Here is a 19,037-nt window from a genome sequence, read left to right as displayed (position 1 = left end):
GAAATATATTACTTACCATAATGGATTTTTAACTCATTCTATAGAGAATTTTAACATTCAACACTTATAATCTGACCTTCATATTTAGAATGGTTATGGAGTATATTAACGCTGCTTTTTTAATTATTGCCAATACTCTTGCAACCAAGGGCTAGGCTTCACATGACGATACCATTTACCGCCGCCACCTTTGATGGCGTCTGGTGGATTAATCTCACCATGAAAGATAACAATTTTTGCGCCTTCAGGTAACGTCGGTGCACGTACAAAATTCAAAGGAGTAGGCGCCATACACTGATATTTAAAACTGACACACCAGTCCTTATCCCAGTATTCTAAGTGATGATGCTCACGTAAATAATTAGATAAATACGCTTGCTCATGACGAACCTGCGTACGAATGGTTTCAAAGTTGCGTTCAAAGTTTGCGAGCAAATCAGGATAGGTACCCGTACCGATATTAAAGCGATAAACCGAGCTATTGCCAATCATGCGCCATGGCTTTTTCCAGTCACGAATAATGACGACGCTGTCTTCATATTCAGCTTTATAAGTGAAAAAAGCATCGATATTATCGACGATAACGATATCAATGTCTAAAAATAAGGCGACACCTTTTAGGTCATATAATTCAGGCTTAAAAGTGGTCAGCTTTTTCCAGCCACGTTCAGGACCAGCTAGTAAATCCATTTCTGGAATGGGATAACAAGCAACTGCAGGGTCGATGCCGGTGCTATCATCAGTGAGACAGACCATCTGGAAATCTAAGGTCAGATGCCGACTAACCATGTTATAAAGACGGTTGACATATTCTGCACCGTATTTATCGCCCCATTTCATACAAATAATATAACGTTGCTCAGAGTCTTTACCGTCTGCTTGGGCTGAGTCTATTGATAAATTTTGCTTTACGTCAGTTGCCATCATGCACTCATATTGATATAAATGAAGAACGAATGTTAAAGAAAATTAGGGCTTAAAAAGGATGTGAATAATATAAACGTTGACTGATATTAACACACCTATTATTCACATTATTTCTTAAGCGTTAGGTATTAGATCTTGGTATTGTTTTACTTATTATCAGCTATTGACTATTCATAGCTTAAGATTTTGTATGCTTAGAGTTTTGATTACGAATAAACGCTGCTAATGCTTCTTTATCAGCGATATAAGGGTTGTCTAAAACAGGTATGTGCTTAAAACGGCGATAACTCCACATATAATGACTGCATTTATCTTCAATCATCTGTTGCATGGCAATATTGAGCGCATGAGCAGCGGTTTCAGTATTGCGGTCATAGAGCGCTGGATCGTCTAATTTATAACAATAAATGTCAAAACCCTGCCCGTCGTCGCGGCGAATACAAGATAAACCAACTAACGCACACTTGGTTTTACTTGCTAGCTTTGATGCTAACGTGCTGGTTAACGTTTCAATACCAAAAAACGGCACAATTACGCCGCCTGAAGGTTCGGGTACATGATCAGGCAACACAATACTAAAACCGCCTTGTTTTAAGGTTTTAAAGACCGCTTTGACACCACTACCATCGGTCGGAACCAGTGTGGCATTAAGACGCGAGCGACCTTGTAGAACAAAATCGTTGGTAAGCTTACCTTTAACAGGCTTATACATAATCGTTGGCGCGCCAAACTGATTGAGCCACGCGTTCATCATCTCCCACGTACCCAGATGCGGGACAATCGCCAGCATTCCATTAGGATTGGCAAGCCCTTCTAAGAAATACTCTTTATTATGCACGTCACGAATCTGGGCAATGCTCCATTGCGGTGGCATCGCCCAGCTTTTAATAGATTCGATACTGGTTAAACATTGATGATAAATAATCTCTTTGGTTAATGCGCGTTTTTGATGAGCAGATAACGACGGCGCAACCAGTGCCATATTAATACGCACAGTACGCATAATACTAGCATTTGGTAGGCGTAATATTATCCAGGCAACAAAACGTGCCAGCATCTGCAAAACAGACAGTGGCACGAATTTGAAGAAATGATATGGATTCATAACCATTCACATGGTGATGAATCACATAACGGGCAATATAAACAATATTTGCGCATGACTAAACCAATTATTGTGCAGGTTTATTGGTATCAGGCTGGGCCTTTTCGCGTACACGGATACCAAGTTCACGTAGCTGTTTGCTATCTACCGGAGCAGGCGCTTGCGTCAATGGGTCTTCAGCAGTTTTGGTTTTAGGGAAGGCGATCACGTCACGGATAGAGCTTGCGCCGACCATTAGCATAATGAGGCGATCCAAACCAAATGCTAAACCACCATGCGGCGGCGCACCGAATTTTAGAGCATCAAGTAAGAAGCTAAATTTCTCTTCGGCCTCAGCCTCATCGATACCTAGCGCTTCGAATACCGCTTTTTGCATCTCAAGGGTATTGATACGTAAGCTACCACCGCCGATTTCAGTACCATTTAACACCATATCATAAGCGATAGAAAGCGCTGATTCAGGATTGGTTTTTAATTCTTCAACTGAGCCTTTTGGCTTAGTAAACGGATGGTGCATTGACGTCCAGCGGCCATCATCCGTTTCTTCAAACATTGGGAAGTCAGTCACCCAAAGAGGCGCCCATTCACAGGTCAGCATCTCTAAGTCTAGACCAATTTTTTGACGTAGTGCGCCGATGGCATCGTTGACGACACTGGCTTTATCAGCACCGAAGAAGATAATATCATTACTCTCGGCACCCGTACGCTCAATCAAGCTCGCTAGGATGTCATCGGTCATGTTTTTAATGATAGGCGACTGTAGACCAGATTCTTTATCCACGCCGTTGTTGATGTTATTGGCGTCGTTGACTTTAATATAAGCCAAACCACGTGCACCATAAATGCTCACAAACTTGGTATAAGCATCGATTTGCTTACGGCTGAGCGCAGCGCCACCAGGAATACGTAGAGCAGCAACGCGGCCCTTAGGATCGTTGGCAGGACCGGCAAAGACTTTAAAATCAACGTCTTTCATTAAATCAGCAACGTCGACCAATTTTAATGGAATACGCAGGTCAGGCTTGTCTGAGGCATAGTCGCGCATCGCTTCAGCATAAGTCATACGCGGAAATTGCTCAAATTCAACATCTAGCATGGTTTTAAATAGATGCTTAATCAGACCTTCGTTGATATTCATGATTTCTTCTTCATTTAAGAAAGAAGTTTCAATATCGACTTGGGTAAATTCTGGCTGACGGTCAGCACGTAAGTCTTCGTCACGGAAACACTTAGCGATTTGATAATAACGATCAAATCCTGACACCATCAATAACTGTTTAAATAGCTGTGGTGACTGCGGCAAAGCAAAAAAGTTACCCGGGCGAGTGCGTGAAGGCACCAGATAATCGCGTGCGCCTTCTGGTGTGGCACGAGTCAAGATAGGGGTTTCAACGTCTAAGAAACCATGGTCATCTAGATAACGACGAATGGCTGAGGTGGCTTTAGCACGGAAAACCATACGCTCTTGCATTTGCGGACGACGCATATCAAGGTAGCGATATTTTAAACGCAGATCTTCTGATACCGTGGTTTTCTCATCATTTAATGGGAAAGGCGGGGTTTCAGATTTTGCCAATACTTCAATCTCTTTACCCAATAGCTCAATCTGACCACTGGTCATATTAGCGTTTTCAGTGCCTTCGTAACGACGGCGAACGCGACCGGTAATTTTTAAAACATATTCAGGACGTACCGCATCAGCAGTCGCGAACGCTTCTGGCGTATCTGGGTCAACGACAACTTGTAAGATGCCTGCGCGGTCACGCATGTCTAAGAAAATCACACCACCGTGATCGCGACGACGATGTACCCAGCCTACGATGCTAATGGTTTGCTCAAGTAAGCTTTCGGTTACAGCGCCGCAATATTCGTCTCGGTATTCGCTATGCGTCATAGTGCTTTGCGTCATAATATAATTATCCAGTTGTCAGCCCAATTCGAAATACAATAATGCAGCCGCTAGCGTGTAATATAAGCGCCGTGCCTTTGAGCATTTAGCCAAAAAAGCACGAATAACGCGATATAAGACAAATGGTCATCACGTTGGCTGCAGAAAATTTGGTGTAAACGCATATTATGCCTAATCTGCCTTTGTTATACAACCTGTGGCGTCCAATCAGTAGTGTTCAAACGAAGTGCAGGGACGTATCAGTAGAGGTGGTATTTATGCAGTAGTATTTGTCTTGGGTTAAATATTGTCATTTTGCTTGAAAATACTAGTCACTGTGCGCATATCAAGCTAACTTATTAAACCGTATTAAAACCCCTTCAATTATTTATTAAAATTATTTATTTCAACTATCAAGGAATCCTGCTCATGCTTTTTCATCCTTCTAAAAATCCTGTTGAGCTAAGAGTTATTCATCTCAATAAAAGCCAAGAGCAACGTCGTGAAGATCTGATGGAGGCGACGCAAGGTAAAGCGGCGCTTAAACAACTGAAGAAAACCATGGCGAAAAAAGCCAAGCAAGCATTAAAAGTAAAAAGTAAAAGCAAAAAGAATAATAGCGATGAGAAGCAGCAAGTTTTTGTGCTTGATTTTGATGGTGATATCAAAGCCACGGCGGTGAAGCATTTACGCGAAGAAGTCAGCACACTCATCAGTACCGCCAATAAAGGCGATGAAGTGGTCGTACGCTTAGAGTCAGGTGGCGGTTTGGTTCATGGTTATGGCTTGGCAGCGGCACAATTGGCTCGTTTAAAAGATGCCGGTCTAAAGCTTACTGTTTGTGTTGACAAAGTCGCGGCCAGTGGCGGTTATATGATGGCTTGTGTCGCCGACAATATCGTTGCCGCGCCCTTTGCGGTGATTGGTTCAATCGGTGTGGTCTCGCAATTACCAAACTTCCATAAATGGCTCAAAAATCACGACGTCGATTACGAGATGTTCACCGCAGGCGACTATAAGCGCACCGTGACCGTGTTTGGTGAAAATGACGCCGAAGACCGCGCTAAATATCAAGAAGAGCTGGAGCAGACGCACGAGTTATTTAAGCACTTCGTTAATACCTATCGTCCAACACTGGATGTTGCGAAAGTCGCCACTGGTGAGCATTGGTATGGAGAAGATGCATTGAAACTTAACTTAATTGATAGCTTGCAAACCTCTGACAGTTATATTTTAGAGCGTATGGAAAATAATGAAGTGTACGCGCTGCATTCACGTCAAAAGCCAACGCTTGCCGAAAAATTGGGTTTATCACAAGCCGCAGAAGCAACACTCAGCATGGCGATTGATAAGTTACCAGATGCATTGGCACGTTTTGATTTAGACACTCGCTTAAATATCCTAAAATAAGTTTAAATATCATTAGGTTAATTGATAGCTAGCGTTCTAGTATTTCAACAGCGAATCGTGCATTGTTTGCATTTTGTAAAAGGCGTGTCCTAGCGGGTCGCGCCTTTTTTGCTGTTTAATCGCAAATGCTGTGTTATAAATGGGGCAGATAAAACAGAGTATACGCACGTACACTATAAAGTCTCATTAATTTTTTTATGAAATCTCGATATATAAAGTATTGATATATAGAATTTTGATGTGAATTTCATAAAAGCCATTAATCATCAGTAAAGAAAAGGATGTCAACTATGTCTACCGACACATTAATGTTTACCGCCAGCGAACATGGTCAAGCCGTGCATGCCAAAGTCAAAGAGTTTATCGAAACCCAAATCGAGCCCATAGAAGCACAGTTTTGGGCGGATTGTCATGCGCAAAACCCTGATGGTAATTGGAAAAATTGGCGCTGGCCAGAAAAGTACGAGAGCCTACGTAAACAAGCGCGCGAGGCGGGTTTATGGAATTTATTTTTACCTGATGATAAGCTTGGCGCAGGGCTGTCGGTTACTGATTATGCACCGATTGCCGAGCTGACCGGTCGCAGTTTGCTTGCGCCTTATGTCTTTAACTGTAATGCCCCTGATAGCGGTAATATGGAGCTGTTATGGCGTTATGGCTCACAGGAGCAGCAAGACAAGTGGCTGACGCCGATATTAGAAGGTAAAACGCGTTCGGTATTTTGTATGACTGAGCCTGATGTGGCGTCAAGTGATGCCACCAATATGCAAGCGACAGCTGTCGTCGATGGCGATGAGATTATTATCAATGGTAGCAAGTGGTGGTCATCAGGTCTTGGTGACCCTGCGGTCGATGTTTTGATTGTCATGGCTTATACTCCTGATGAGAATAAAGACCGTCATCATCAGCATTCGATGGTCTTGGTGCCAGCAAAAACCGCAGGCGTTAACATCGAGCGTATGTTAAAGGTATTTGGTGATTACGATGCGCCGCACGGTCATGGCGAAGTCAGCTTTAACAATGTACGTGTGCCATCTGATAACTTTATCGGTGGGCCTGGTATGGGCTTTGAGATTGCGCAAGGTCGCTTAGGACCAGGTCGTATTCACCATTGCATGCGCTGTATTGGTGCTGCTGAGAAGTCTCTTGAGCTCGCGGTTAAGCGCGGTATGCAGCGTACCGCGTTTGGTAAGCCATTATTACAATTAGGCGGTAACTTTGAGCGTATTGCTGACGCCCGTATCAAAATTGATCAAGCGCGTTTATTGACACTATACGCGGCGCAAAAAATGGACGCGAAGGGGACCAAAGCGGCCCTAACTGAAATCTCTGCCATTAAAGTGGTTGCGCCGACTGTCTTGCAAGAAGTGGTTGATATGGCGATTCAAATTCACGGTGGCATGGGTGTTTGTCAAGATACGATGTTGCCTGCTTTCTTTGCACAAGCTCGCGCACTACGTTTAGCCGATGGTCCTGATGAAGTGCATAAAACTATGATTGCCAAATTAGAATTAAAACGTCAAGGATTTAGCCGTTCGTCTAAACCTGCTAAATCTTAAAAAGTCGGCTACATTGTCATTTAAATTATATGACCAAAAATTCACTATCAATGATTTGATAGTGAATTTTTAACTCTTAAGCTTTTATAAACAACAAATAACTGGTAAAAAATAAACGACCACACGATAAGGAATGTCTTATGGCAACTGAACATCATGCCAACCATACTGATGCTGACAATCAAACTGTTAATAAAGTCCTAGATAAAGGCGGCGAAGTGCGCGAGGGCGAAGAGCTTGACGCCAAAGCGGTCAGCAACTGGCTACGCGAGCAAGGCGTTGACGTAGAGGGTGATCCAACCGTTACCCAATTCTCAGGTGGCGCTTCAAACTGGACTTACCGGCTGCAATATGAAGGCGAAGGTGACAGCCAAGATTTGATTTTACGCCGTCCGCCAAAAGGCACCAAGGCCAAATCGGCACATGATATGGTGCGCGAATATACCGTGCAAAAAGCTTTAAAGGACGCTTATCCGTATGTACCAAAAATGGTCGCGCTCTGTACTGATGAAGACGTTATTGGCGCAGATTTTTATGTCATGGAGCGAATGGAAGGTATCATTCCGCGTGCTAACTTGCCAAAAGGCGTCGATTTAAACGAAGCGCAAACACGAGAGTTATGTACCAATGTCATCGATGCTTTGATTGAGTTGCATGAAGTCGATTATACCAAGCACCCTGATTTGGTAAATCTTGGTCGCGGCGAAGGTTATTGTGAGCGCCAAGTGACGGGCTGGGATAAGCGTTATGTCAAAGCCAAAACGCCCAATGTGCCAAGCTTTGCCTTGGTAAGACAATGGCTTGGCAAGCACACGCCTGCCGATAGTAAAACTTGTGTTATCCATAATGATTGGCGCTTTGATAATGTGATTTTGGCGGCTGATGATCCGACCAAGGTCATCGGTGTGCTTGACTGGGAAATGGCTACCTTAGGCGATCCTTTGATGGATTTGGGTAGCGCGTTAGCGTATTGGATTGAAGAAGATGACAACATCATCATGCAGCAATCTCGCCGCCAGCCAACGCATTTGAAAGGCATGATGACTCGCGATGAAGTGGTGACCTATTATCTTGAAAAGACGGGCCTTAAGATAGACAACTGGACGTTTTATGAAGTGTTTGGACTATTTCGCCTAGCCGGTATCGTGCAGCAGATTTATTATCGTTATTATAATAAACAAACCAGCAATCCAGCTTTTAAGAACTTTTGGATTATCGTCCATGTCTTACATGCTAAATGTCTCAAGCTGATTGCTCAGTATGAAGGTGAGGCTTTATTTATAAGCCACGTGCAACCGCATCTGCAAGATATGGGCGTCGATGCGTCGATGATCGAGCAACTGCCAAGTCCGATTCAAACGGTTATCAAGGGCATTTTACCAAAAAGCTATTTTGGACAAAGTAATTCTAAAGCTAAAGAATAAACGCTTTAAACGCATAGTAAATGCACAAATTTATAGCCGTTGATTCAATCTAAAAAATCCAAAAAAGTACGATTAATAAGGCAGTTTTTTATGACAACCATACTTTTAGCACGTCATGGTCAAGCGTCATTTGGGCAAGAGGATTATGACCAGCTCTCAGAGCTTGGTAGTATGCAGGCGCAAATGCTGGGTCAGCATTATGCAACGACCCAGCGCCGAATCGATGCGATTTTTAGCGGTAGTTTGGTTAGGCAGCAAGATTCTGCGCGCCATTTTTGGCAAAGTTATCAATCATCCTTTGGCGAGAGTAACGAAAAACCAAGCGTAACTGCCATCAATCTAGATGTGCCTGATAGCTATGTACTGCCGCAATTTGATGAGTTTAATCATAAAGATGTACTGATAAAATCGAATCCTGCTTTTGCTAGCCGTGTGGGAATTGCTGCTGAGATTGCTAAAGCAGAGGTGCCGGTCACACGGCTGGCAGAGTTGTTTGACGACGCGATGCAGCGTTGGCATGCGGGCGAAAACGACAGCGATTATATCGAAAGCTGGCTACAGTTTAATGAACGCGCTAAGCAGGCACTTGAGCAAGTACGTCAACAAGTTGCCAATTTACAGTTAGGCGTTGATAGTACGGTGTTGGTGTTTACCTCAGGTGGTATCATCGCTGCGATCACCGCGCAGTTGTTACAACAAGGTAGCTCGACGGCGTATCAGATCAATAAAAGTTTGGTTAACACTGGCGTGACATCGCTGACGCTTAAAAATGAACGGAGTCGCCTGTTGTCTTTGAACGAATACAGTCATTTATTTGCTGAGGGCAAACGCTTTGTGACTTGGCGCTAACAAACAAAGATCAAAGTTTTAAAGCCAGCTAATTAAGAAGTTAATTAAAAACATCGTGAAGCGGTTACTGTAAACAGGTAGCCGCTTTTTTTGCATGAGCTCTCATGACTATCTTTAAATTAGTTTAATTCTATGCTGCTTTAGGTTGCTTGCGTGTTTGCTTTAGGCTATAACTGCTAAACTTACTCTGTAGATTTACGTTATGATAGACAGTCGACGTCATTTATATGAATACCAATAGGATGGTTTATGAAAAATAAATTAATAAACTTAGTGACCAGTAGCGCTAACCACCATAAAAATCAGTTATTTAGTGCCATTCAGCCAGCGCGTTATCTTAAAGGTTTAAATAAGCAGCAGGTTGGCCGCGGTAAAACGGTTTTAATCACTGGCGCAAGCTCAGGGTTAGGCGAGGGTATGGCAAGACTCTTTGCAAAACTTGGTTATAATCTTGCCATTTGCGCCCGCCGTACTGATCGTTTAGAAAATTTAAAAACCGAGCTATTAGCGCAGTATCCTGATATTCGTATTGAATATCGTGTCTTGGATGTCAGTGATTACAATGCGATATTCGAGGTGTTTGATGGGTTCGCAGCGGATTTTGGTCATATCGATCGCGTGGTGGTCAATGCGGGCGTCGGTGATAGCCGCCGGATTGGCAAAGGGCGCTTTGATACCAATCGCAAAACCGTCGAGATTAACTTCATCTCAGCGCTTGCCCAATGTGAAGCGGCGATGAATATTTTCCGAGCCCAAAATAGCGGTCATCTGGTGGTGATATCTAGTATGTCAGCGATGCGCGGCTTGCCTAAACATTTAACCGCTTATGGGGCAAGTAAAGCGGGTTTAGCACATCTAGCGGAAGGTATCCGTGCCGATATGCTATTGACCAAATTGCCGATTAAGGTATCGACTATTTATCCAGGCTATGTGCGCACCGAAATCAATGAAAATGCCAAACCTTTACCGTTTGAAGTGGATGCAGAAACAGGTACCAAAGCGATCGTTGCTGCGATTGAGGCGGAAGTAGACGAAGCTTGCGTACCAAGCCTGCCATGGTCGATTGTCGGTCAAGCGATGAAGCATTTGCCATTACAAGTGGTCAATAGAGTCAGCTGATAGCAGTTGTGTTGTTATTAATTTTAAAACTAATCAAGAAAAATTAACGCAACAAAAAGCCCGCTACATTGTATATAGTGGGCTTTTATTTTTTGAAACTTATAAGTCTTAACTACTGAGAGTCTTAACGACTACAAGGTTTGCGGATTATCTGACATATGTTTTTCACGCAATTTTTGACGTAGTATCTTGCCGACATTACTCTTAGGTAGCTCGCTGACAAACTCGATATGACGCGGGCATTTATAACCGGTCAAGTTATCGATAGCGAACTCTTTGATATCTTCTTTAGTTACATTGTTGTCGGCAGGGACGATATAGATTTTCACCGCTTCGCCTTGGTGTTCATCAGGAACACCGATGACTGCACACTCAATAATGCCTTTACAATCAAGCATGACCGACTCGATTTCATTCGGGAAGACGTTAAAGCCTGAGACCAAAATCATGTCTTTTTTACGGTCAAGCAAGGTGATATAACCTTTTTCATCCATACTGACGATATCACCCGTACGGAAATAACCCTCTTTAGTAAAGTCGCTACTACTGTCTTTATTAAAGTAGCCCGACATGACATTTGGACCTTTGATGCACAGCTCGCCTGCCTGATTAACGCCTACTTCTTTGCCATCTTCATCGATAACAATAATATCAACGCTTGGACCAGGCGTGCCAATCGTACCATTAAATTTACGATCAATGACGATATTGTTGGTGCCGACTGCTACACATTCAGTCATACCCCAACCTTCAACCATCGGACAGCCTGTCACTTCTAACCAACGCGCCGCTGTTTGTTCGGTTGCTGCCATACCACCTGCCTGCGAGAGACGAAGTGAGCTGAAATCTAGGTCTTTAAAGTTTGGCTGATCAAGCAAGCCTTTAAACAAAGTATTAACCGCTGGGAAAATATGGAAAGGCTGTTTGGATAAAGTTTTGATAAATCCAGGCATATCACGCGGATTTGGTACCAAAATAAAAGTGTAACCTGAGCGCATGCCAAGCAGGCTAAGCATGTAAGCAAAAATATGATATAGCGGTAGCGCCATGACCATATTGATATAAACCTCATTAATTTCTGAGGTAACAGGGCGAAACCATGCTTCTGACTGCATGGCTGCAGCGACGACATTACGCTGAGTTAATACCGCGCCTTTAGATAGTCCTGTGGTACCACCGGTATATTGCAAAATCGCTTTATGTTGCAAAGCCGTTTTTGGTGCTTGGAATGGTAGGCTTTTGCCTTTTTTTAGCACATCTGGAAACTTGGTAACGTGATATTTAGGATCATTCAAGTTGTATTTAGGCACCAAGCGTTTGACCTGACGGATTACCGTATTGACTAAGATACCTTTTAATCCCATCATATCGCCCATTTTCGATAGGACAATACGTTTGATATCCGTCTCTTCGATTACCTGCTCGAGTGCTTGGGCAAAATTATCGACCACAAAGATAACTTGAGCACCAGAATCATTGAGCTGATGGCGCAGCTCACGACCCGTATAGAGCGGATTAATCGGCGTGCAAACGTAGCCTGCACGCAAAATACCAATCATCGTCGGTAGATATTGCGGCACGTTTGGCATCATCAGTGCAACCACGCTGCCTTTAGGAATCCCTTGCGCTTGTAACCATGCAGCCACGGCAAGAGAAGCTTTGTCCACGTCGCCATAGGTGTGAGTCACACCCATACAAATGGTCATAGGGTGCATACGAAAGCGATCAAAGCATTCTTCATAGAGGTCTATAAGGCTTTCATACTGATCGGGATTGATGGTTTTAGGTACGTTTTTTGGGTATTGAGCAAGCCAAGGCTTATCAGTGGTCATACTTAGCGTCCTTAAATGTGCGATAAGTTAAGGTTCTATAAAAAAGTAGTCACGTCCCTGTCAACAATACCATCATCGCCCTATCATCGATGGATTGCCGAGTGTTATCCTATTTATTCACAGACTGCTAAAATACGGTGGCCTTTATACAAATATCATGGATTACAAGATTATTTAATTAAAAAATATTTAACTACCAAGCATTAGCTCCTAAGTAGATTAAATGGCTAGTGAGTGCTGTTGATACTAAAGATAGTACTGAAAAAGGTAGTACTGAAAAAATATCACATCCAGACAAGGTTGGTCGATTAACCTCAGTTGAAGGAACTATCAATATCATTTAATAAATAATAGCGTAACATATTTTCGCAATACATTAACATAACTGCAATTGAGTCTGTTATTCCTATACAAGAACTTGTTAGTTTATAATTCAGTTTGATAAAATAAAAAAACTGTGTTGCAAGCTAAAATAGACAAGTGGTCATTAATATAAGATGAAAGGGCAGCCAAATCATATAATACATAGTACTACAAATATAAGTCATTAATTTTACTAAAAACGTCCTAAAAACATTCTTAATGTCATCTTAGTTTAGCTAACTGAACAGTTACAAAGCGTAAAGTTTTAGTAGTAAAGAAGAATAATTAAAGCATAAAAAAAGCGCTCTATAGTGAAGATAGGGCGCTTTTTTTATGACTTTTTTATGACTAAGATATTGAACTTTTACCTTAATTAGTGCTGTGGATTATCAGCGATATGTTTCTCACGCAGCTTTTGACGCAGTACTTTACCCACATTACTTTTTGGCAATTCAGTCACAAATTCGATATGACGCGGGCATTTATAACCGGTCAAATTATCTAAAGCAAACTCTTTGATCGAGTTTTTAGTGACATTGTTATCAGCAGGAATGACATAGATTTTGACTGCCTCGCCTTGACGCTCATCAGGAATACCAATCACAGCGCAATCAATAATTCCTTCACAGTCCAGCATGACGGATTCAATCTCGTTCGGGAAGACATTAAATCCTGAGACCAAAATCATGTCTTTTTTACGGTCTAATAGTCTAAAGTAGCCTTTTTCATCCATGCTGACGATATCTCCGGTACGGAAATAGCCATCTTTCGTAAAGTCGTCACTACTATCTCTATTCAGATAGCCTGAGGTGACATTGGGCCCTTTAACGCACATCTCACCAGCTTGGTTGACGCCAACACGATTGCCTTCATCATCGATGATAATAACATCAACACTCGGGACAGGAACACCAATCGTGCCATTAAACTTACGGTCAGTAATCACGTTGGCAGTGCCGACAGCCACGCATTCAGTCATACCCCAACCTTCAATCATAGCGCAGCCGGTCGTCTCGAGCCAGCGTGATGCTGTTTGTTCAGTCGCCGCCATACCACCTGCTTGCGAGATACGCAGTGAGCTAAAATCAAGGTCTTTAAAATTTGGATTATCAAGCAAGCCTTTAAACAAAGTATTCACTGCTGGGAAAATATGGAACGGTTGTTTAGATAAGGTTTTGATAAATCCAGGGATGTCGCGTGGATTGGGTATGAGGATAAAGGTATAGCCTGAACGCATACCAAGTGAGCTTAGCATAAAGGCAAAAATATGATACAGCGGGAGCGCCATGACCATATTGATATAAACTTCGTTAATCTCTGACGTGATAGGGCGCGTCCATGCTTCTGATTGCATGGCTCCTGCGACGATATTACGCTGAGATAAAATCGCACCTTTAGAAAGTCCAGTTGTACCACCGGTATATTGCAAAAATGCTTTTTGGTCCAAAGTCATTTTTGGCTTTTGGAAGGGCAGGTTTTTACCTTTTTTGAGCACATCGGGAAACTTCGTGACTTCATGCTTAGGGTCGTTCAGCTTGTATTTGGGCACCAAGCGTTTGACTTGACGGATAATGGTATTTACTAGAATACCTTTGAGACCCATCATATCGCCCATTTTTGATAAGACGATACGCTTAATTTGTGTCTCATCAATCACTTGCTCGAGCGCTTGAGCGAAATTATCCACCACAAAGATAACTTTCGCACCTGAGTCATTTAACTGATGGCGCAGTTCACGGCCAGTGTAAAGAGGGTTGACGGGCGTACAGACGTAACCTGCGCGCAAAATACCAATCATGGTTGGCAAGTATTGCGGCACGTTTGGCATCATCAGCGCGACCACACTGCCTTGAGGCAGTCCTTGTGCTTGTAGCCAAGCGGCGACGGCAAGAGATGCTTTATCAATGTCATCATAGGTATGAGTCACGCCCATACAGATACTCATAGGATGCAGACGAAAGCGATCAAAACACTCTTCATACAGCTCCACGATGCTGCCATATCTATCTGGATCGATCGTTTTCGGCACACTCTTAGGATATTGGGCAAGCCAAGGTTTATTCAACGTCATAGTCAGCGTCCTGGAATTTCAATTAAGTTTCTATCGTTAAGCAGTCGTATCCGTGTCAATAAAAAATCAGCGCTGACGTAAAGCAATGGCCGCTGAGTTTGATAACATCCTTATCTATTGACGGACTACTAAGTTTCTTTGCAACTAAAATATAATGTATCGACGATATAATGATACATTTAAGCAATACATTAGCATGAATCTAAGTAAATGCAATATTAGCATGCGAGTACTGCCCAGTACATATAAAATGTTTATAAATAAATGCTTCTATAGGAAGAAAAGACCATCAATGAGATGGTAGTGAAACAAGCTGATATTTTAATAGAAATTTAAGATGGTCTTTGGATAAATGCGATAGATAACTTAAAAACCGTTTAAGTCGTACCTAAAAATATCACTGCAAAGGAATGGCGTTATGTTAAAGAGTAGTGCGTTTTTACTTAAGCTTTAAACGAGAATGAATCAGCACTATGTACGGGTTACTGTTCAATACTATGTGCGGTTATTGCCTGATTAATAGTTTCGCTTAATTTTTGCGGTACACGAATAGGGCGCATGGGTGCGCTATGATTGCTTGAAGAGTCAGGCGTGATTTGGTTTTGCACGCAAGCGATGACGATTTTAGCGCGACTTAATAAAGTAGTGTTTGAAAAGGCATTTCTTTTCTGAGGGCTATCATTGTCATTCGGCGCTAAGCGATGGATACTTTGATAAAATATAATGCTGGCAGGTTTTAGCTCAACCTTATCAATGCGGACATTGATGACCTCATCTAATAAAATGGCTTTTTTATATTGCAAATCTGCTTGGCTGACGACAAAATGCTGAATTTCACCATCATCGGTCTGTAAAAAATAGCCATTTAAACCAAGCTTGGTGAACCAGTCGCGGCGGCAGTTTTCAAAAAACACTAAGTGATTGGCATGGTAGACAATCCCGCCTGCATCAGTATGGTTAATATAGACATTATAATCAGTAGCAAATAGCGGGGTGCTTGCGTGCATCGATTGTGCAGCGGTACTTTTATTCATGGTTGTCATTATCGTGTTGCTCAGTAAGTTTGCGCCATTAATAGCGTGTAGAGTTTGAGAGGTTGATATATAAGGTTATAAAAATAAGAAGTAATAATGCCTAGATTATTACTCATGACAGCTACTCTATCGTAAGAGATAAAGGCGCGCAACAGCTAGCTGTGGCGATGTCTGTTATGATAAGCCTTTATTTATAATGTCTCGCTGCTTGCCTTATTTTATAAAAATACTTGTTATAGAAAGATTTTATTTCAATTCATAATGATAGGATAGTTTATGACCCGTTTTGTTTGTTTTAATATCAATGGTATTCGCGCTCGTCAACATCAGTTAGAAGCGATAAAAGAGATTATCGACCCTGATGTGATCGGTCTGCAAGAAACTAAAGTACACGACGAGCAGTTCCCGCTCGCAGATGTGGAAGGTTTGGGCTATCACGTCGAGTATTTTGGTCAAAAAGCGCATTACGGCGTCGCATTGTTATCTAAAATTGCCCCTATTTTTGTGCAAAAAGGTTTTCCGGGAGAAGATGAAGAAGCACAGAAGCGCTTTATCCATGCGCGTTACGTATTTGACTGTCGCGAAGTGGATGTGCTTAACGGTTATTTTCCGCAAGGCGAGAGCCAAGACCATCCGACCAAATTTCCTATGAAGCGTGCCTATTATGCGGATTTGATAACCTATATTGATACGCTAAAAGCTGAAGGGCGCTCGCTGGTTATCATGGGTGATATGAATATTGCCCCAGAAGATATCGATGTTGGTATCGGCGAGGCTAACGCCAAGCGCTGGCTTAAAAATAGAAAAACCTCATTTTTACCTGAAGAGCGCAAATGGTATGGTAACTTGATGGCGCGAGAGCTGACCGATACTTATCGCCTGCATTATCCAGACAGCACCGAATTATATAGCTGGTTTGATTATCGCAGTCGCGGTTTCAATGATGATCCTAAGCGCGGGCTGCGTATCGATCATATTTTATGTACGGCAGATTTGATCGACCATTGTGTCGATGCTGGTATCAGCTATGAGCTACGCGGCATGGAAAAACCGTCTGACCACGCGCCAATTTGGGCAGCGTTTGATTTAAATAAAGTATAATAACTGGCTTTGAACCATAGACTTTTAACATCAGGTTTTTAGTACCAGTTTTGCACAACTAAAAATGAATAACCAATAAATAATACATCAGCATTGATGAATAAGGATTGAATGATGGCTGTCGGCAACGTTGCAGTACCTAATACGATTTATCCTATTGATGGGATTAAACTAAGCGCTACCGCGGCAGGCGTACGCTACAAAGACCGCGATGATTTGGTGGTGATAGAGATTGCTGATAGTGCCAACACTGCCGTTGTCACTACCAAAAATACCTTTTGTGCAGCACCAGTACGCGTGTTACGAGAGCATTTTGCCAAAGCCAGTCCGCGCTATTTAATCACCAATACTGGCAACGCCAATGCTGGGACTGGCGCTGACGGTAAACGCCGCGCGCTTGATATCTGTGCCGCCTTAGCTGCCAAAGCTGGTGTGGACGTCAGCTCTGTGTTGCCATTTTCGACAGGCGTGATAGGTGAGCCACTCAATAGCGATGCCATCATCGCAGGTTTAGACAATGCGTTAGCCAGTTTGGGCGCTGATAATTGGTTAGCAGCAGCAAATGGTATTCGTACCACTGATACAATTCCAAAACTTGCCAGTGAAAAGGTCGATGTTGACGCTAGCAGCTATCATGTTACTGGGATGTCAAAAGGCTCAGGTATGATACGTCCCAATATGGCGACCATGCTCGGCTATGTAGCGACCGATGCCAATATCGCTGCTGATTTATTGCAAGAAATGCTGAGCAAAATTAACGAGCAATCTTTTAATCGCATTACTGTCGATGGCGATACCTCAACCAACGATTGCTGCGTCTTAATTGCAACCGGAAAGGCAAATTCAGAGGTTATTGATAGCCCAGAACATCCGCATTATCAGCCGATATTTGAGGCCTTGACATCAGTGTTTGTACGTTTGGCACAATTGATTGTACGAGATGGAGAAGGCGCAACCAAGTTTATGACGGTCAAAGTCACAGGCGGCAAAACCACGCAAGAATGCTGCGATGTAGCGTATGCCGTTGCGCATTCACCACTGGTCAAAACCGCATTTTTTGCCAGTGATGCCAACTGGGGACGTATCTTGGCAGCGGTTGGTTACGCGGGTATCGACGACCTTAATACCGAGCAAGTTGATGTCTACTTAGATGAAGTGATGATTTGTCAAAATGGCGGTGTGGCACCAAGTTATACGGAATCGGCGGGCAAAGAAGTCATGAGCCGGCCTGAGATTACCATTAATATTGATTTGGCCCGTGGTGACGCTGAAGATACGGTTTATACCTGCGATTTGTCTTATGATTACGTTAAGATAAATGCAGACTATCGCAGTTAAAAGTTCTTTATTATTTTATAAAACGCTCGAAGCTAGTATTGTCATGCATAGTTTGAGCGTTTTTTTTGCTCAATATTTTTGTATTAAATAGGGTTTAATTTAAACCGTTTATTAACAGCAGTTGCAAAAGCTGACGTTACTTTACAAAGCAGTTATAGAGGCTGGGCATCTGCGCGACCTATACTGATTGCAGTAAACAATAGACGGTACTATTAACAGTTGAGGAAGTTTATATCAATAATGCTCGTTTTTATTTTATATGAGCTTAGATTGATTTTCTGATTAACAGTATCTTTATGACTGCTTGCTACCTTTTGGATAGTGATAATTGATTAAAATGAGTTTAAAAGGTAATGATTAATACTAATAAATAAACTGAGGATTTAATAATGAAAAAATTAGCGATTGCGGCATTGATGACAACTTTTGTTTTGTCAGGTTGTTCTACTATGGGTATGAATGATGAACGTACTATGGTGGTTGAAGGCGAGCCTATGAATGTGAAAGTGGTAAATATTCCAAGTTTCAAAATTGAAATAGCGCCACTTAAAGCGGTGTGTGAGCTGCCAACCGCCAGTGGTACTATGGTTGAGTCAGAATGCCTACAATATCGTCAGACTTATCAGAAAAACTATACGCCTCTAAATGGTGATATTCAAGGCTTTACTTATGAGCCAAACTATCGTTATATCTTGGATGTGCGTCAAGAAGCGGTTATGAATGAAGCGACGAAAGTGGTTAAACCAGTTTGGATCCTAAACGAAGTGATTTCAAAAACTGCTGAATAATTTTAGTTGTAGCTTATTATAGAAAAGCCTCTAATCATTAGAGGCTTTTTTTAGTCACAGAAAAAGGTAAACGTATTTTATCAAAAAGCGCTGTAAAACCACGTCCCTTCTAGGGCGTGGATATCAGGCGTCAGCTATTGTCGCTCAGCCTTAAAACAGACTTGTCAACCAAACTTATTAAGACCATAATCACTCTATGAAAACGCTCAAGTGTCGCATCAAAGACAAA

Annotated in this window: 14 protein-coding genes; 8 read left to right on the top strand and 6 right to left on the bottom strand. The window is 42.4% G+C overall.

Annotated elements, in window-relative coordinates; translation table 11 throughout:
* Nucleotides 1–123: 123 nt before the first annotated feature.
* From JMX70_RS08100 to aspS, 3 genes are all read right to left on the bottom strand, one after another.
* Nucleotides 124–924: a glycosyltransferase gene (locus JMX70_RS08100; protein WP_201591139.1), complete on the bottom strand. Its 801-nt coding sequence runs from the start codon at nucleotides 922–924 to the stop codon at nucleotides 124–126.
* A gap of 181 nt (nucleotides 925–1,105) precedes the next feature.
* Nucleotides 1,106–2,032, bottom strand: coding sequence for a lysophospholipid acyltransferase family protein (locus JMX70_RS08095; protein ID WP_201591136.1), 927 nt, complete (start codon nucleotides 2,030–2,032; stop codon nucleotides 1,106–1,108).
* 67 nt (nucleotides 2,033–2,099) lie between these two features.
* Complete coding sequence (aspS, locus tag JMX70_RS08090) at nucleotides 2,100–3,926, bottom strand: aspartate--tRNA ligase (protein ID WP_201591499.1); 1,827 nt, start codon at nucleotides 3,924–3,926, stop codon at nucleotides 2,100–2,102.
* Between the two features lie 417 nt (nucleotides 3,927–4,343).
* Here aspS and sohB point away from each other — a divergent pair, with 417 nt between their 5' ends.
* The 5 genes from sohB to JMX70_RS08065 all read left to right on the top strand — a co-directional run bounded on the left by sohB (nucleotide 4,344) and on the right by JMX70_RS08065 (nucleotide 10,281).
* Nucleotides 4,344–5,330, top strand: coding sequence for a protease SohB (gene sohB / locus JMX70_RS08085; protein WP_406947872.1), 987 nt, complete (start codon nucleotides 4,344–4,346; stop codon nucleotides 5,328–5,330).
* Between the two features lie 308 nt (nucleotides 5,331–5,638).
* Nucleotides 5,639–6,889 carry an acyl-CoA dehydrogenase family protein gene (locus JMX70_RS08080; protein ID WP_201591497.1) on the top strand — a complete coding sequence of 417 codons (1,251 nt, stop codon included), beginning with the start codon at nucleotides 5,639–5,641 and terminating at the stop codon, nucleotides 6,887–6,889.
* A gap of 140 nt (nucleotides 6,890–7,029) precedes the next feature.
* Nucleotides 7,030–8,313 carry a phosphotransferase family protein gene (locus tag JMX70_RS08075; RefSeq protein ID WP_201591131.1) on the top strand — a complete coding sequence of 428 codons (1,284 nt, stop codon included), beginning with the start codon at nucleotides 7,030–7,032 and terminating at the stop codon, nucleotides 8,311–8,313.
* A 90-nt stretch (nucleotides 8,314–8,403) separates the two neighbouring features.
* Nucleotides 8,404–9,162: a histidine phosphatase family protein gene (locus JMX70_RS08070; RefSeq protein ID WP_201591129.1), complete on the top strand. Its 759-nt coding sequence runs from the start codon at nucleotides 8,404–8,406 to the stop codon at nucleotides 9,160–9,162.
* Between the two features lie 249 nt (nucleotides 9,163–9,411).
* Nucleotides 9,412–10,281, top strand: a complete 870-nt coding sequence (locus JMX70_RS08065; protein WP_227671208.1) for an SDR family oxidoreductase — start codon at nucleotides 9,412–9,414, stop codon at nucleotides 10,279–10,281.
* Nucleotides 10,282–10,412: 131 nt separating this feature from the next.
* Here the strand turns inward: JMX70_RS08065 and JMX70_RS08060 are convergent, their stop codons facing one another.
* The 3 genes from JMX70_RS08060 to JMX70_RS08050 form a co-directional block, all read right to left on the bottom strand.
* Nucleotides 10,413–12,113, bottom strand: coding sequence for an AMP-binding protein (locus tag JMX70_RS08060; protein ID WP_201591127.1), 1,701 nt, complete (start codon nucleotides 12,111–12,113; stop codon nucleotides 10,413–10,415).
* 736 nt (nucleotides 12,114–12,849) lie between these two features.
* Nucleotides 12,850–14,547: an AMP-binding protein gene (locus tag JMX70_RS08055; RefSeq protein ID WP_201591125.1), complete on the bottom strand. Its 1,698-nt coding sequence runs from the start codon at nucleotides 14,545–14,547 to the stop codon at nucleotides 12,850–12,852.
* Nucleotides 14,548–15,029: 482 nt separating this feature from the next.
* Complete coding sequence (locus tag JMX70_RS08050) at nucleotides 15,030–15,581, bottom strand: hotdog family protein (protein WP_200662007.1); 552 nt, start codon at nucleotides 15,579–15,581, stop codon at nucleotides 15,030–15,032.
* A gap of 276 nt (nucleotides 15,582–15,857) precedes the next feature.
* Between JMX70_RS08050 and xthA the strand changes: the two genes are divergently transcribed.
* From xthA to JMX70_RS08035, 3 genes are all read left to right on the top strand, one after another.
* Nucleotides 15,858–16,682: an exodeoxyribonuclease III gene (gene xthA, locus JMX70_RS08045; protein ID WP_201591123.1), complete on the top strand. Its 825-nt coding sequence runs from the start codon at nucleotides 15,858–15,860 to the stop codon at nucleotides 16,680–16,682.
* A gap of 114 nt (nucleotides 16,683–16,796) precedes the next feature.
* Nucleotides 16,797–18,020, top strand: coding sequence for a bifunctional glutamate N-acetyltransferase/amino-acid acetyltransferase ArgJ (gene argJ, locus JMX70_RS08040; RefSeq protein WP_201591120.1), 1,224 nt, complete (start codon nucleotides 16,797–16,799; stop codon nucleotides 18,018–18,020).
* 389 nt (nucleotides 18,021–18,409) lie between these two features.
* Entirely contained in the window at nucleotides 18,410–18,808 is a 399-nt protein-coding gene (locus JMX70_RS08035) for a DUF4377 domain-containing protein (RefSeq protein WP_201591117.1), read from the top strand.
* Nucleotides 18,809–19,037 lie beyond the last annotated feature (229 nt).

The organism is Psychrobacter pulmonis (assembly GCF_904846465.1).
In the GTDB taxonomy this organism is placed as follows: Bacteria; Pseudomonadota; Gammaproteobacteria; order Pseudomonadales; family Moraxellaceae; genus Psychrobacter; species Psychrobacter faecalis.
Note: the sequence above shows the minus strand (reverse complement) of the source record. Positions and strands in the feature narration are given on the sequence as shown.

Coding starts and splice junctions, on each gene's coding strand:
- xthA (WP_201591123.1), top strand. CDS start 15,858: ATGACCCGTTTTGTTTGTTTTAATATCAATGGTATTCGCGCTCGTCAA.
- JMX70_RS08075 (WP_201591131.1), top strand. CDS start 7,030: ATGGCAACTGAACATCATGCCAACCATACTGATGCTGACAATCAAACT.
- JMX70_RS08050 (WP_200662007.1), bottom strand. CDS start 15,581: ATGAATAAAAGTACCGCTGCACAATCGATGCACGCAAGCACCCCGCTA.
- JMX70_RS08100 (WP_201591139.1), bottom strand. CDS start 924: ATGGCAACTGACGTAAAGCAAAATTTATCAATAGACTCAGCCCAAGCA.
- aspS (WP_201591499.1), bottom strand. CDS start 3,926: ATGACGCATAGCGAATACCGAGACGAATATTGCGGCGCTGTAACCGAA.
- argJ (WP_201591120.1), top strand. CDS start 16,797: ATGGCTGTCGGCAACGTTGCAGTACCTAATACGATTTATCCTATTGAT.
- JMX70_RS08055 (WP_201591125.1), bottom strand. CDS start 14,547: ATGACGTTGAATAAACCTTGGCTTGCCCAATATCCTAAGAGTGTGCCG.
- JMX70_RS08035 (WP_201591117.1), top strand. CDS start 18,410: ATGAAAAAATTAGCGATTGCGGCATTGATGACAACTTTTGTTTTGTCA.
- JMX70_RS08060 (WP_201591127.1), bottom strand. CDS start 12,113: ATGACCACTGATAAGCCTTGGCTTGCTCAATACCCAAAAAACGTACCT.
- JMX70_RS08095 (WP_201591136.1), bottom strand. CDS start 2,032: ATGAATCCATATCATTTCTTCAAATTCGTGCCACTGTCTGTTTTGCAG.
- JMX70_RS08080 (WP_201591497.1), top strand. CDS start 5,639: ATGTTTACCGCCAGCGAACATGGTCAAGCCGTGCATGCCAAAGTCAAA.
- JMX70_RS08070 (WP_201591129.1), top strand. CDS start 8,404: ATGACAACCATACTTTTAGCACGTCATGGTCAAGCGTCATTTGGGCAA.
- JMX70_RS08065 (WP_227671208.1), top strand. CDS start 9,412: ATGAAAAATAAATTAATAAACTTAGTGACCAGTAGCGCTAACCACCAT.